Here is a 13,717-nt window from a genome sequence, read left to right on the forward strand (position 1 = left end):
ACACCCCGCCCCCCCCCCGGGAAAAGGGCGGTTCCCATCTCGTCTATCCCCGCCCTTTTCCCCCGCAGCCCGACCGACTCGGCCACGGCGAGCAGCGCCCCTCCGCCGAGGTGGGTGTCGAGCAGCGGGTCCGGGGGACCGACCCGCCCCGCGAAGCCCGGGAAGGTCGGCACGACGACGCTCCCCGCGGTCATCAGCAGGATCCCGGGGACCGCGTCGAGCAGCCCGTCGGCGAAGGCGAGCAGGGTGCGGATGCCCGGGGTGGCCCAGGCCGGGAGCAGCTCGTCGACCATGAGCGGCAGCACGAAGAGCAGCCCGGAGACGAGCAGGACGACGTCGAGGACGCCCTGCAGCCATGCCGACCGGGTCGTGGCCGCGAAGACGGGGGTGTAGAAGACGACGAGCAGGGTGGTGACCGCAAGGATCGTGCTCACGGCCGGAAACATCAGGGCCCTGGCGATGCGTCCCCGGAGCAGGCGCAGGAGCAGGTGCGACCGATCCGGGGACCGGCGGCGCAGCAGCGTCACCGGGTCGCCGAGGGCGATCCCGACCGGGGTCAGGGACGCGAGGGTGCCCACCTGGAGCGCGCCGATCCAGAACAGCTCGGAGCGGTACGTCGCGAGCGGCCCGCACACGGCATACGCGAGGGAGCCGACGCCGACGACGAGGTAGAGCCCGACCCGCCACCAGGGCCAGCGCACGCCGTCGCGGCGGGCGAGCCCGACCTGCCAGAGGTACCACGCTGCCACGACCACGACGAGGACCACCCCGAACGGTGCCGCGGTCCACGCGGTGAGCAGGTCGGTGGGCTGGAAGGTGGTCACGCGCGAGATCGTTGCCCGCGTACCTGAACGCCGGATGAGAACGTCATCGCATGTTGCCCGTGTGCCCGAGCGAGAACCGCCCGGGCTGCGGCCAGACGCAGAGTCCGTGCGGGCCGGAGCCGGTGTGGATCCGGTGCAACAGGCGGCCGGTGGTCGTGTCGATGACGTAGACCTCGCTGTTGTAGCGGCCCGAGAGCCACAGCTGGGAGCCGTCCATGCTGACGTCACCCATGTCCGGGCTTGCCGAGCCCGGCAGCTTCCACTTCGTGACCGGCTCGTCGGTCGTCGCGTCGAAGACCGAGATCGTGCCCTCGTCGCGGTTGGAGACGAAGACGCGGGTCGCGTCACGTGACGGGTAGATGCCGTGCGCCCCCATCCCGGTCGGCACGAAGTGGTCGTAGCGCATCGTGCTCGCGTTGATGAACCAGACGCCGTTGCGGAGCATGTCGGCGACCATGAACCACTTGCCGTCCGGGGTCAGGCGCACGTCCTGCGGCATGGCGGACGCACCCGCCACGAGGCCGTTCTTGGGGCCGCCCATCATGTGCGCCTCGCTCGGCGGGGTCGCGCCCGGCGTCCGGACCTGGTTGAGGTCGATGACCTTGAGGACCGTGGTCATCTCGCGGTCGAGGACGAGCAGCCGCCCGTTGAACTCGCAGCTGGCGAGCATGTGCTGCAGGTCCGCCGTGTAGTCGGCGTGGTTGACGCCGACGCACTCCGGGATCTTGAGCGAACGTTGCAGCTTCATCGTGTGCGGGTCGAGCAGGTCGATGCGCCGTAGGCGCGAGGCCATGACCACCGCGTGGGCGCCGTCCGGGGTGAAGTAGAGGTTGTAGGGGTCGGCGACGGCGACGGGAGTGCCGACCTTGCCCGTGACGGGGTCGACGGGCGTCAGCGCGTTGCCCTGGTCGGAGTTGATCCACAGGGTGCGCAGGTCCCACGACGGGACGACGTGCTCGGGCGACGCAGGGATGCGGTCGGTCGAGATGACCTTGTAGGTCTTCGGATCGATGACCTGGACCGTCCCGGAGAGCTGGTTCGGCACGTAGACCAGCGGTCGCGCCTGGGTGGCGGCGCCCGTCAGCATCCCGGCGCCCGCGAAGGCGTATGGCGCCGTGCCGGGGTGCGTGCTCGGGCCCTGGCTCGTCGCGCCTGGGGCCACGGGGGCCGCTGGCGACAGGGCCCCGGCGGACGGCGATCCCGCCACCTCCGGTCCAGCGCCGCTGCGGCCGTCGCAGCCGGCCAGGGCGAGGGCGAGGACGATCACGAACCCGACGAGGACGGCTGGCCGCCGCCCTGTTCTCATGCGAGCAGCTCCGACACCGTGCGCGGCGCGAGACCGCGGTCGGCGAGGCCGCTGAGGATCGAGGGGAGTGCCTCCACGGTGCCCCGGTGGCCGAGGTGGAGGCTGACGATCGATCCCGCCTGCACGGCCCCTAGCGTACGGCGGACGACGGTCGCCGAGCCCGGATCGAGGTAGTCCATCGGGTCGACGTCGTAGGAGATGCACCTGAAGTAGCCGGCGGTGCGTGCCGCCGCGCGCAGCAGGGCCGTCGAGTGCTGGGTCCCAGACGGGCGGAAGAGCAGTGGGTTGGACCCCTTGATGGCCGCCACCGCGCGGGCCCCGTCGCGGATCTCGGACTCGGCGGCGGGTCGGTCGAGGGTCAGCATCGGCTGGTGCGACCAGGTGTGGTTGCCGAGGTCGTGGCCCGCCGCGACGATGGCTCGACCGAGATCGGGGTGCCCGGTGAGCCAGGTGCCGACGGCGAAGACGGTGATGCGCGCCCCGTGGTCGCCACAGACCCGCAGCACCTCCCGGGTCAGCGCGGGATCTCCCGCGCCGTGGAAGGTGAGGCAGGCGGCTGAGCCGGACCGTGGCCCGTGCTCGATGTCGGGTCCCGAGGTGTGCAGCGCGAGGGGGAGGGCCTCCTCGGGACCGGGTGCCGTGCTGCTCGCGCCGGGGACCTTGCCGGTCTTGTCCCGGCTGGAGGCCGCGGTGCCGGGCGTCGGCGCGGAGGCGAGCGGACGCATGGGCGCCGAACAGGCGGCGGACCCGAGGGCAACCGCGGAGGCCAGGCCGCCGCGCAGCAGCGTGCGCCGGTCGACGGTGTCGCCCTCGTTGTCCACGGCAGGACAATGCCGGGTCTGGCTGGGAGTTCGCTGGACGTTGCCCGGGTCTCGGGCACCTCAGGTCAGCTCACCGGCAAGGGCGAAGGTCACCGGCTGCCGGATAGCCTGTGCCTCGTGACGAACGCGAGCGGCGGAGCGGAGATCAGGGTCGGGGTCATCGGCGCCACGGGCAGGATGGGCTCCGAGGTGTGCCGCGCCGTCGAGGCCGCCGACGGACTGCGGCTCGTCGCCCAGTACGGCCACGGGGACGACCTCGGGGACCTCGGCGGGGTGGACGTCGTCGTCGAGTTCTCGGTGCCGGACGCGTCCCCCGCCAATGTCGCGCACTGCGTCGCCCGCGGGGTGCACGTCGTCGTGGGCACCACGGGCTGGGACGACGCGAAGCTCGAGACGCTGCGCGGCCAGCTCGCCGACGCACCGCCCTCGAGCACCGGCACTCCGGTCGGCGTCCTCATCGCGCCCAACTTCGCCATCGGCGCGATCCTCATGATGGCCTTCGCGGCGAAGGCGGCTGCCTTCTACGAGTCCGTCGAGGTCGTCGAGCTGCACCATCCCGACAAGGTGGACGCACCCTCCGGCACCGCGGCCCGCACGGCGCACCTCATCGCCGCGGCCCGCGATGAGGCCGGGGCCGCAGCCGTCCCGGACGCCACCACCCACGACCCGGAGGGTGCCCGCGGAGCCCGCGTGAGCGGCATACCCGTGCACTCCGTGCGGCTGCGGGGGCTCGTCGCCCACCAGGAGGTGCTGCTCGGCAACGTCGGCGAGATGCTGACGATCCGGCACGACTCGTTCGACCGGGCCTCCTTCATGCCCGGGGTCATCGCGGGCGTGCGGCAGGTCGCCGACCACCCGGGCCTCACGGTGGGGCTGGAGCACTACCTCGGGCTGGCCGGGTCGTGACGGCGCACGCTGAGGAGGAGCTCGTGGTCCTCCTGTCCGAGGACGGACAGCGCATCGGGGTCGCGCCGAAGGCGTCGGTCCACCATGCGCATACGCCGCTGCACCTTGCGTTCTCGGCCTACCTCTTCGACTCGGACGACCGGCTCCTCCTCACGCGGCGCGCGCTGGACAAGCGGACGTTCCCGGGCGTGTGGACCAACTCCGTCTGCGGCCACCCGGCGCCGGGGGAGCGGCTCGAGGACGCGGTGCGGCGGCGTGCGTCCGACGAGCTCGGGCTGGAGGTGGGGGACCTGCGTCTCGTCCTGCCGCGCTTCGCCTACCGGGCCGAGATGGACGGCATCGTCGAGTGGGAGATGTGCCCGGTGCTCGTCGGCCACGTCTCCTCGGACCCGAGTCCTGAGCCCGGCGAGGTCGCCGACTTCGAGTGGGTCGACTGGAGCGCCTTCATCGGACAGCTGCGCGAGGGTCGCGCCGTCTCCGACTGGTGCCGCCAGGAGGCTGAGCAGCTCGACCGGCTCGGTCCCGGGCCGGCTGCCTGGCCGTCGGCCGACCCTGCCGAGCTGCCACCGGCGCTGTCCTGACGGGGGTTTCCGGAGGCCCGGCCGGGGTAGGCCGAAGGGACCCGAACCGAACGACAAAGGAGACGTCATGCAGGACGAAGAGCGGCCATCACCTCCCGCCGCCGCGGGCCAGTGCTCAAACTGCGCGAACTGTCCGGCGGGGTGCACCTGCGCCAACTGCACGTGCCAAGACTGCAGCTGCCCCGACTGCAGCCACTGAGTTCACGACGAGAGCGCCCTTCCGTCTCGAGGGGCGCTCTGCTCCTGCCCTGGGGAGCCGGTCCGTCAGGCCCAGCCGGCCAGCCGGAGCAGCGCGGCCGTGAGCGCGCCCAGGACGACGACGACGATGAACGGGGCGCGCAACAGCAGCGCGATGACGGCCACGCCCACGGCGGCTGCGCGGGCGTCGAGGACGAGGCTGCCGTGGGCACCGGTGAAGGCCTGGGTGGCGACGAGCGCGGCGAGCAGGGCGATCGGCAGGGCGGCCGTCACGCGCTTAGTGCGGGGCTCATCGAGGAACCGTGCCGGCACCAGGTGCCCGACGAGCTTGAGCGCGTAGGCGATGGCGGCTGCGACCAGGACGGCGACCCACATGGTCATGACCGGCCCTCCTCGACGACGGCCCGCTTCGGCGCACGCCACGCCAGGAGCGCGGCGGCCGCGGCCACGATGACGGGCAGGCCCGCCGGCAGGGCGGGGGAGAGCGCCATCGCGACGACCGCCGCGACAACCGCGATGCCCACCGCGTCGCGGCTCTTGAGGCGGGGCCAGAGCAGGGCGGTGAAGGCAGCACAGGCCGCCGCGTCGAGCCCCCACTGCTTGGGATCGCCGAGGGCATTGCCGACCAGGGCACCGACGAGGGTCATGAGGTTCCAGAGTAGGAAGATCGAGAGACCGGTGACCCAGAAGCCGACGCGCGACGCGCGCACGTCGTCCTGCGAGACCGCGACGGCGGTCGACTCGTCGATGGTGACGTGTGCCGCGGCGAGCTTGCGCAGGCGCCGGACCCCGAGCAGCTGGGTCAGCTCGAGGGCGTAGAGCGCATTGCGGATCCCGAGCATCGACGACGCCGCGATCGCCGCGGGGGCCGCGGCCACGCCACCGCTGCCGACGATGCCCACGAAGGCGAACTGCGACCCGCCGGTGAACATCAGCGCCGACAGGGCCTGGGCCTGCCAGACGTCGAGGCCGGCGGCCACCGCGAGCGCGCCGAAGCTGATGCCGTAGGCGCCGGTCGCGATGCCGACGGACAGACCCTGCCGCCAGACGCGCCGGCGGGCCTCCGGATCGAGGGCCTCCCCGGCCTCCTTCTCCTCGGTCACACTCATGCCGACCGCGGGTCCTGGGACACGTCGGCCGACAGCCGGACCTCGTCGACGGTGTCACCGTCCGGGGAGACGACGCGGGCACGGTGCGCCCCGTCGGCCACCATCCCGGCCGCGGTCAGGAAGGCACGGGTGTCGTCGTCCGAGCCGATGACCCACGCCGTCAGCTCGCCCCGGCCGCGCCCCCGCACCGTGTCGACGACGGCGTTGAGCAGCCGCGAGCCGTGGCCCTGCCGGCGAGCGTCGGGGTGGACCGCGATCGTCGTCAGCTCCGCGGTCTGGTCGGTGGCGTCGGGGTCGCCCGCGGGAGCGACCGCAGCGAAGCCGACGACCTGGTCCCCGGCGCAGGCGACGAGCAGGACGTGGTCACGTGACGGCGGCTCGGCGAGCGAGGCGCGCCATGCGTTGGTGAAGGGACGCGGCTCGAACTGGGCCACGACGTCCGCGGGGAGGTGGGCGGCATACGCGTCCCGGAAGACGACGGCCTGCACGAAACCGACAGCAGGGGCGTCCGACTCTCGGCCGAGGCGGACGCTCGCGTCGGCGAGTGGTCCGTGCGCCTCGTGCTCGTGCGCCCCGTGACCCTCGTGTCCGTGTCCGTGCCCATGTGCTGCGTCAACCACGGGCCCAGTGTTCCAGCCCCGCCGAGGCGTTGCGCTTTTGCCCGCCTTGTGGTCGGTCTCGCATACTGGACTCATGTATGGCAATGACGTCATCGACCCGAATGACCCCCTGAACGCGGCGGAGACCCCGGCCTACGAGCAGGCCCGGGCGCACGAAGACCGGCGTGACGAGGTGGGTGGGGACTTCGATGCGCTCATCGCCGCCGACCAGCGGATCGAGCCGCGCGACGACATGCCCGAGAAGTACCGGCAGACGCTGATCCGGCAGATCGCCCAGCACGCCCACTCGGAGATCATCGGCATGCAGCCCGAGGGCAACTGGATCACCCGCGCCCCGTCGCTGCGGCGCAAGGCGATCCTCACCGCGAAGGTGCAGGACGAGGCCGGGCACGGGCTCTACCTCTACTCCGCCGCGGAGACTCTCGGGATCGACCGGGCCGAGCTGCTCGACCGCCTGCACAACGGCACCCAGAAGTACTCCTCGATCTTCAACTACCCGACCCTGACCTGGGCCGACTGCGGCGCGATCGGCTGGCTGGTCGACGGCGCGGCGATCATGAACCAGGTGCCGCTCTGCCGCTGCTCCTACGGCCCCTATGCCCGGGCGATGATCCGGGTCTGCAAGGAGGAGTCGTTCCACCAGCGGCAGGGCTTCGAGATCCTCTGGGTGCTCTCCAGGGGAACCGAGGCGCAGCGCGAGATGGCGCAGGACGCCGCGAACCGCTGGTGGTGGCCGGCCCTGATGATGTTCGGGCCCCCCGACACCGGCGAGGCCGCCACGCAGGGACACACGGCCCAGTCGATGGCGTGGGGCATCAAGCGCTTCAGCAACGACGAGCTCCGGCAGAAGTTCGTCGACATGACCGTCCCCCAGGCGCAGAAGCTCGGCCTGACGCTGCCCGACCCTGACCTGAACTGGAACGAGGAGCGCGGCCACTGGGACTTCGGGCCGATCGACTGGGACGAGTTCTGGCGGGTGCTGCGCGGCGACGGCCCGTGCAACGCCGAGCGGATCGTGCAGCGGCGCCGGGCGCACGAGGAGGGCGCCTGGGTCCGCGAGGCCGCCAACGCCTATGCCGCCAAGCACTCGGGTGCGCAGGAGAGTGCCGCGTGAGCGAACGAGCGACGGAGGCGGCCGGCGCACCGGGCGAGAAGAGCTGGCCCCTCTGGGAGGTCTTCGTGCGCGGCAAGCGTGGCCTCTCGCACACCCATGTCGGCTCGCTGCACGCGCCGGACGCCGAGATGGCGCTGCGCAACGGCCGCGACGTCTACACGCGCCGGCAGGAGGGCGTGTCGATCTGGGTGGTGCGCGCCGACGACATCACAGCGAGCAGCCCCGACGAGAAGGACTCCTTCTTCGACCCCGCCGGCGACAAGATCTACCGGCACCCGTCGTTCTATGACGTGCCCGAGGACGTGGAGTACCTGTGACGGCTCGGAGCGCACCCTCACCGGGAGCCGGCTCGGCGGCATACGTCCTCGCGGTGGCAGACGACGCGATGGTCTACGCGCAGCGGCTGGGGGAGTGGCTGACCAACGCCCCGCAGATCGAGGAGGACATGGCGCTCGGCAACGTCTCGCTCGACCTGCTAGGCCAGGCGCGTGGGCTCTATCCCCGCGTCGGCGAGCTGGACGGCACCGGGCGTGGCGAGGACGACTACGCGATGTTCCGCGACGAGCGGCAGTGGCGCAACGTGCACCTCGTCGAGCAGGAGCGGGGTGACTTCGCGCAGGAGATGGCGCGGATGCTGTGGTTCGCCGCGTACCAGAACGAGCTGTATGCCGCCCTGCTCGGCTCCCGCGACCCCGTCCTCGCGGGGGTGGCGGGCAAGGCGGCCAAGGAGGTGCGCTACCACCTCGACCACGCGCAGCACTGGGTGCTGCGTCTCGGCGACGGGACGGACGAGTCGCACCGGCGGATGCAGGCGGCCCTGGAGTGGGCCGCGCCCTATGTCGACGAGCTGTTCGATGACCACCCGATCGCCGTGGCCGCCGTCGACTCGGGGCTCGTCGCGAAGCCGCCGAGCGAGCTGCGGGACGCGGTGCAGCGGGTCGTCGAGGCGGCCGTGTCGGACGCGACCCTGGCGATGCCGGAGGCGCCGACGTGGCGCTCGCGCGGGGGGCGCGACGGCGTCCACTCGCGACCGATGGGCTACTTGCTCGCAGAGATGCAACACATCGCCCGGTCGCACCCGGGAGCGACGTGGTGAGTGCCGTGCCGGTCGAGTCGCGCACGAGCAGCCCTGTCGTGCGAGCGATCTCGGCGATTCCGGACCCGGAGGTGCCGGTGGTCTCGATCGCCGACCTCGGCATCCTGCGCGACGTCGCCGTCGACGAGGCCGACCGGTCGGTCGTCGTGACGGTCACGCCGACCTACTCCGGCTGTCCCGCGATGGAGGCGATCAGGTCGCGGATCGAGCACGAGGCTTCGACCCGCGGATACCGTGCCGAGGTGCGCACCCAGCTGTCACCGGCGTGGACGACCGACTGGATGACGGAGGCGGGCAAGGAGGCACTGCGGCGCTTCGGCATCGCACCTCCCGGCCCGGTCCGCGGTGCCGGTCCGGTGTCGGTGCGGTTGACGCGACACGTCGTCACCTGTCCGCACTGTGGGTCGGACGACACGACCGAGATCAGCCACTTCGGCTCGACCGCGTGCAAGGCGCTGCGCCGCTGCAACTCGTGTCGCGAGCCCTTCGACGAGTTCAAGGCCCTGTGACGACGCCCATGACCGACACCCAGACCACCGTCGCCTCCGATGCGATCTCGCCCGCACGGCACCGGGCGCGCTTCCATGAGCTCGAGGTCGCCGACGTGGAGCGGCTCACTGAGGACGCGGTCGCCGTGACCTTCCTCGTGCCGGACGAGCTCGCCGACGACTACCGCTTCCTGCCCGGGCAGCACCTGACGCTCCGCGCCGAGATCGACGGTGAGGACGTGCGCCAGTCCTACTCGATCTGCCAGTCGCGGAACGCTCCCGGGCGGTCCGGCACCCGGCGGGTCGCGGTCGCGCGCGTGCCGGAGGGCCGGATGTCGAACTGGATCAACGACGACCTGCGGGCCGGCGACCGGCTCGAGGTGATGACGCCGCTCGGGTCGTTCACGTGCGCGACGCGGCCGGGCGCCATACGGCATCACGTGGCGATCGCAGCGGGCTCCGGCATCACACCCGTGATCTCCCTGCTCGCCACAGCGCTCGAGGAGGAGCCGGACTCGCGCGCGACGCTGCTCTTCGGCAACCGCCGAACGGACACGATCATGTTCCTCGAGGAGCTCGAGGACCTGAAGAACCGCTTCCCGGGGCGCTTCCAGCTGATCAACGTGCTCTCGCGCGAGCCCCAGGAGGTCGACCTGTTCCACGGGCGGCTCGACCCGGAGCGGCTGGAGCGGATCTTCGCCGCGCTCGTGCCGGTGCAGTCGGTCGACGAGTGGTACCTCTGCGGCCCGTTCGGGATGGTGACGGGGGCCGAGCAGCTGCTGAAGGACCAGGGCGTCGACCCGGGTCACATCCACCACGAGATCTTCCACGTCGAGGACGGGAGCGAGCCCCGGCGCAAGGTCGTCGTCGACGAGTCAGCGCCGCCGGCGGCCGTCGCGACGGTGACCCTGGACGGCCGGACGACGGCCGTGCCGATGCCGAGCAAGGACGAGTCGATCCTCGACGCCACGCTCCGGGTCCGGTCGGACGCGCCGTTCTCGTGCACGAACGGCGTCTGCGGCACGTGCCGCGCCAAGCTGCTGTCCGGCGAGGTGCGGATGGACCGCAACTATGCGCTCGAGCCGGACGAGGTGGCCCGGGGTCTGGTGCTGACGTGCCAGAGCCACCCGGTCACCGACGAGGTGTCGCTCGACTACGACGTCTGATCCAACCGCCGACGGCCGCACCGGGTGTGTGCCTTGTTGGTCGTGATAGCAACGAACAGGGCACACACCTCCTGGGCGTGGCCTGGTCCTGTGGATGATTTCCCCGCCGGGATGGGCCGCTGCTCCACGATGCGTCGATGGACGAGGACCTTCCGCCGCCGGACCGACTGTTGCCGGCGCGCCTCGCGGGCCAGTCCGGCCTCGTGTCGAGAGCTCAGGCCCTGGCCGGCGGCTACAGCGCGGCAAAGCTTCGGTGGAAGGTTCAGTCCGGCCGGTGGATCGCTATCCACCCCGCGGTCTACCTCACTGAGCCCGGCCGCGACGACTGGGAGACACGTGCGGTCGCCGCTCTGCTCTTCGTTGGCCTGCCGTCGGCGCTCTCGGGGGCGAGCGCCGCACGAGCATGGGGCCTCAGTCCTCGCGCCGACGACGAGATCCACTGCTTGCGGCACTGAGGACGCGGCCCTCCCAGCCTCACTACTCGTTGCTTGTCGAAGCACTCGGAGATGTCGGCGAGGGGGCTCACAGTGCAGCGGAGGCGAGGTACCTGCATGACGGGGTCATGCCCCATGGGCTGCCTCGGGGAGTCCGCCAGCAGCCCGGGCCTCGATCAACGGCTCGGGACACGGCCTATGAGGAGGTGAGGGTCATCGTCGAGGTGGACGGCCGCAGAGGACACCAGGGCTGGCTGGGCCAGCAACGGGATGGTCGACGGGATCGCGGGGCGGCCACGGACGGTTGGCTCTCGGTCCGCGTCTTCTGGGTCGAAGTCGCCGGCACTCCTTGCCAGCTGGCCGTCGAGTTGGGCGCCATCTTTCGCCATCGTGGATGGACCGGCCGCATCCACCCATGTACCCGGCTCGACTGTGTCGCCCGCGGAGCGGCCTGACCCAGGCGCCGGACGTCTGCGCCCTAGCTGCTGTCAAGACGACCAAAAGGGCACCCGCCTGGCCGAGCCGGGCTCCGGCCTCCACCCCGGAGCCGAGCGTCGCGGATACGCTGCAGCCATGCGGCAGTACCTCGACCTCCTGGACCACGTCCTCACCCACGGCCAGGAGAAGTCCGACCGGACCGGGACCGGCACCAAGAGCGTCTTCGGCCACCAGATGCGGTTCGACCTCGCCGAGGGCTTCCCGGTGCTGACGACCAAGAAGCTGCACCTGCGCTCGATCATCGGCGAGCTGCTGTGGTTCCTCCGGGGCGACACGAACGTCAAATGGCTCAACGACCGGCGCATCACCATCTGGGACGAGTGGGCCGACGCCGACGGTGAGCTCGGTCCGATCTACGGCCACCAGTGGCGGTCCTGGCCGACCCCGGACGGACGCCACGTCGACCAGATCGCCAAGGTGATCGAGCAGATCCGCACCAACCCCGACAGCCGCCGGCTCATCGTCTCGGCATGGAACGTCGCGGACGTCGACGACATGGCCCTGCCGCCGTGTCACACGATGTTCCAGTTCTACGTCCATCCGGCGACCGAGCCCGGGGCGCGGCGGCGGCTCTCGTGCCAGCTCTACCAGCGCAGCGCCGACATCTTCCTCGGAGTCCCGTTCAACATCGCGTCCTACGCCCTGCTGACGCAGATGATCGCGCAGCTGACCGACCTCGAGCCGGGCGAGTTCGTGCACACCCTTGGCGATGCGCACCTCTACCTCAACCACGTCGAGCAGGCGAAGCTGCAGCTGACCCGGACGCCGCATCCGCTGCCGACCATGCGGATCAACCCGGCCAAGAAGGACATCGACGACTTCGACCTCGACGACTTCGAGCTCGTCGGCTACGTGGCGGAGCCGTCCATCAAGGCGCCGATCGCGGTCTGAGCCAAGGGGTGAGGACACGAGTGAGGAACGAGCGAGGCCCGGAGCCCCGATTCGGCTCGGGCCGCAGAGGGAGCGGTCTGGGCCAAGGGGTGAGGACACGAGTGAGGAACGAGCAAGGCCCGGAGCCACGATCCGGCTCGGGCCGCAGAGGGAGCGCGGTATGACGATCATCTCGATCATCGTCGCCGTGGGCCGCAACGGCGTCATCGGCGACGGCAAGACCATGCCGTGGCACATCTCCGAGGACCTCAAGTACTTCAAGCGGACGACGATGGGCCACCCCATGATCATGGGCCGACGCACTTTCGAGTCCATGGGTGTGCTGCCGGGTCGGCGCAGCATCGTCATCACGCGCCAGCCCGAATGGTCGCAGCCCGGTGTCGAGACCGCGCACTCGCTGCCGGAGGCCCTCAGCCTCGCCGGGCCGGCCGAGGAGGTCTTCGTCGTGGGCGGGGGAGAGGTGTACCGCGAGGCGATGCCGTATGCCGCACACCTCCTCGTCACCGAGGTGGACCAGTCCCCGCAGGGCTCGGTCACCTTCCCGGAGGTCGACCTCGACGTATGGCGCGAGGTGTCGCGGGAGCCCCACGACGGCTTCGCCTGGGTGGTCTACGACCGCCGCTGACGCCAGGCCGGGCAACCATCGACGCCGTCGTGTAACGCCACGCTCGCCCTACCGATGGTAAGGATGCAGGGCGCTACCCGGACCCCCGAGCGGGTGGTGCCCTGCTTCCATGCCCGCCGCTCGTGACGTCCGGCAGGACGGGCCGACAGCCGCCCGGAGGTGGTCGGGACGTGTGCGCGCCGGGCGCTAACCTTGGCGCATGGCAGCCACTCCCGTGCTCGGACGAGTCCTCTCGGCGATGGTGACCCCGATGCACCCGGACGGTTCCCTCGACCTCCAGGCGGCTGCCCGCCTCGCGAGCCACCTCGTCGACGCCGGCCACGACGGCCTCGTCGTCTCCGGCACCACCGGCGAGTCACCGACGACGACGGACGACGAGAAGGTCCGGCTCATCCGGGCCGTCGTCGAGGCCGTCGGCGACCGAGCCGTCGTCATCGCGGGGGTCGGCACGAACAACACCGCGCACAGCATCGAGTGCGCGAAGGCCGCTGCCGGCGCCGGCGCCGATGCCGTCCTCGTCGTGACCCCTTACTACAACAAGCCGCCCCAGGCCGGGCTCGTCGCCCACTTCACCGCGGTGGCGGACGCCACGGACCTGCCGGTCATGCTCTACGACATCCCGGGGCGGTCCGGCATCGCCATCGCGAAGGACACCTACCTCGAGGTGGCCAAGCACCCCAACATCGTCGCCGTCAAGGATGCTCGAGCCGACCTCTGGCTCGCCTCCGATCTCATGGCGGCGACCGAGCTGCTCTGGTACTCGGGCGACGACGCGATGAACCTCGCGCATTTCGTCAACGGCGCCACCGGCTTCGTCGGTGTGACCTCCCAGGTCAGCCCGGCGGCATACCGACGCATGGCGGACGCCGTCCTCGAGGGGCGCTGGGACGATGCGCGCGCGATCCACCGCGAGCTGATCCCGCTCGTCGGGGCGGTCATGACCATCACCCAGGGCGCGATCATGGCCAAGGCCGCCCTCGCCCTCCAAGGCATCATCCCGTCGCCGACCGTGCGACTCCCGCTCGTCGAGGCCGACCAGG

The 13,717-nt window shown here is 71.3% G+C and carries 17 protein-coding genes; 11 read left to right on the forward strand and 6 right to left on the reverse strand.

Going from position 1 to position 13,717, the window contains the following annotated elements:
• The 3 genes from ACTHJJ_RS17165 to ACTHJJ_RS17175 form a co-directional block, all read right to left on the reverse strand.
• A partial coding sequence (locus ACTHJJ_RS17165) for a cytochrome c oxidase assembly protein (protein ID WP_440304161.1) occupies positions 1 to 824 on the reverse strand: 824 nt, incomplete at its 3' end.
• 43 nt (positions 825 to 867) lie between these two features.
• Entirely contained in the window at positions 868 to 2,130 is a 1,263-nt protein-coding gene (locus ACTHJJ_RS17170) for a YncE family protein (RefSeq protein WP_440304162.1), read from the reverse strand.
• Positions 2,127 to 2,951, reverse strand: coding sequence for a polysaccharide deacetylase family protein (locus ACTHJJ_RS17175; RefSeq protein ID WP_440304163.1), 825 nt, complete (start codon positions 2,949 to 2,951; stop codon positions 2,127 to 2,129). Before ACTHJJ_RS17175 ends, ACTHJJ_RS17170 begins: the two co-directional genes overlap by 4 nt.
• Positions 2,952 to 3,128: 177 nt before the next feature.
• Here ACTHJJ_RS17175 and dapB point away from each other — a divergent pair, with 177 nt between their 5' ends.
• Positions 3,129 to 3,857, forward strand: coding sequence for a 4-hydroxy-tetrahydrodipicolinate reductase (gene dapB / locus ACTHJJ_RS17180; RefSeq protein ID WP_440304177.1), 729 nt, complete (start codon positions 3,129 to 3,131; stop codon positions 3,855 to 3,857).
• Entirely contained in the window at positions 3,854 to 4,438 is a 585-nt protein-coding gene (gene idi / locus ACTHJJ_RS17185; protein WP_440304164.1) for an isopentenyl-diphosphate Delta-isomerase, read from the forward strand. The genes dapB and idi overlap by 4 nt, the downstream gene beginning before the upstream one ends.
• 264 nt (positions 4,439 to 4,702) lie before the next feature.
• On the opposite strand, the gene ACTHJJ_RS17190 is transcribed toward idi, so the two are convergent.
• Genes ACTHJJ_RS17190 through ACTHJJ_RS17200 form a run of 3 tightly spaced genes read right to left on the reverse strand, consistent with a single transcriptional unit; the run spans position 4,703 to position 6,365 of the window.
• The gene (locus ACTHJJ_RS17190) at positions 4,703 to 5,017 is read right to left on the reverse strand and encodes an AzlD domain-containing protein (protein ID WP_440304165.1); all 315 of its coding nucleotides are present in this window, start codon (positions 5,015 to 5,017) and stop codon (positions 4,703 to 4,705) included.
• The gene (locus ACTHJJ_RS17195; RefSeq protein ID WP_440304166.1) at positions 5,014 to 5,745 is read right to left on the reverse strand and encodes an AzlC family ABC transporter permease; all 732 of its coding nucleotides are present in this window, start codon (positions 5,743 to 5,745) and stop codon (positions 5,014 to 5,016) included. The genes ACTHJJ_RS17190 and ACTHJJ_RS17195 overlap by 4 nt, the downstream gene beginning before the upstream one ends.
• Positions 5,742 to 6,365 carry an N-acetyltransferase family protein gene (locus ACTHJJ_RS17200; protein ID WP_440304167.1) on the reverse strand — a complete coding sequence of 208 codons (624 nt, stop codon included), beginning with the start codon at positions 6,363 to 6,365 and terminating at the stop codon, positions 5,742 to 5,744. Before ACTHJJ_RS17200 ends, ACTHJJ_RS17195 begins: the two co-directional genes overlap by 4 nt.
• Before the next feature lie 73 nt (positions 6,366 to 6,438).
• Here ACTHJJ_RS17200 and paaA point away from each other — a divergent pair, with 73 nt between their 5' ends.
• The 9 genes from paaA to dapA form a co-directional block, all read left to right on the forward strand.
• Positions 6,439 to 7,479 (forward strand): 1,2-phenylacetyl-CoA epoxidase subunit PaaA, encoded by a 1,041-nt coding sequence (gene paaA / locus ACTHJJ_RS17205; RefSeq protein ID WP_440304168.1) that lies wholly within the window; start codon positions 6,439 to 6,441, stop codon positions 7,477 to 7,479.
• Positions 7,476 to 7,796, forward strand: a complete 321-nt coding sequence (paaB, locus tag ACTHJJ_RS17210; RefSeq protein ID WP_440304169.1) for a 1,2-phenylacetyl-CoA epoxidase subunit PaaB — start codon at positions 7,476 to 7,478, stop codon at positions 7,794 to 7,796. Before paaA ends, paaB begins: the two co-directional genes overlap by 4 nt.
• Positions 7,793 to 8,575 (forward strand): 1,2-phenylacetyl-CoA epoxidase subunit PaaC, encoded by a 783-nt coding sequence (paaC, locus tag ACTHJJ_RS17215; protein ID WP_440304170.1) that lies wholly within the window; start codon positions 7,793 to 7,795, stop codon positions 8,573 to 8,575. The genes paaB and paaC overlap by 4 nt, the downstream gene beginning before the upstream one ends.
• A complete protein-coding gene (gene paaD, locus ACTHJJ_RS17220; RefSeq protein ID WP_440304171.1) occupies positions 8,572 to 9,084 on the forward strand; it encodes a 1,2-phenylacetyl-CoA epoxidase subunit PaaD in 513 nt (170 codons plus the stop codon). Before paaC ends, paaD begins: the two co-directional genes overlap by 4 nt.
• Positions 9,085 to 9,092: 8 nt before the next feature.
• Entirely contained in the window at positions 9,093 to 10,229 is a 1,137-nt protein-coding gene (gene paaE / locus ACTHJJ_RS17225; protein ID WP_440304172.1) for a 1,2-phenylacetyl-CoA epoxidase subunit PaaE, read from the forward strand.
• 137 nt (positions 10,230 to 10,366) lie between these two features.
• Complete coding sequence (locus tag ACTHJJ_RS17230) at positions 10,367 to 10,684, forward strand: hypothetical protein (protein ID WP_440304173.1); 318 nt, start codon at positions 10,367 to 10,369, stop codon at positions 10,682 to 10,684.
• Between the two features lie 552 nt (positions 10,685 to 11,236).
• A complete protein-coding gene (locus ACTHJJ_RS17235; RefSeq protein ID WP_440304174.1) occupies positions 11,237 to 12,052 on the forward strand; it encodes a thymidylate synthase in 816 nt (271 codons plus the stop codon).
• Between the two features lie 160 nt (positions 12,053 to 12,212).
• Entirely contained in the window at positions 12,213 to 12,677 is a 465-nt protein-coding gene (locus tag ACTHJJ_RS17240; RefSeq protein WP_440304175.1) for a dihydrofolate reductase, read from the forward strand.
• Between the two features lie 199 nt (positions 12,678 to 12,876).
• A partial coding sequence (dapA, locus tag ACTHJJ_RS17245) for a 4-hydroxy-tetrahydrodipicolinate synthase (RefSeq protein ID WP_440304176.1) occupies positions 12,877 to 13,717 on the forward strand: 841 nt, incomplete at its 3' end.

The organism is Intrasporangium sp., from assembly GCF_051961875.1.
In the GTDB taxonomy this organism is placed as follows: Bacteria; Actinomycetota; Actinomycetes; order Actinomycetales; family Dermatophilaceae; genus Intrasporangium_A.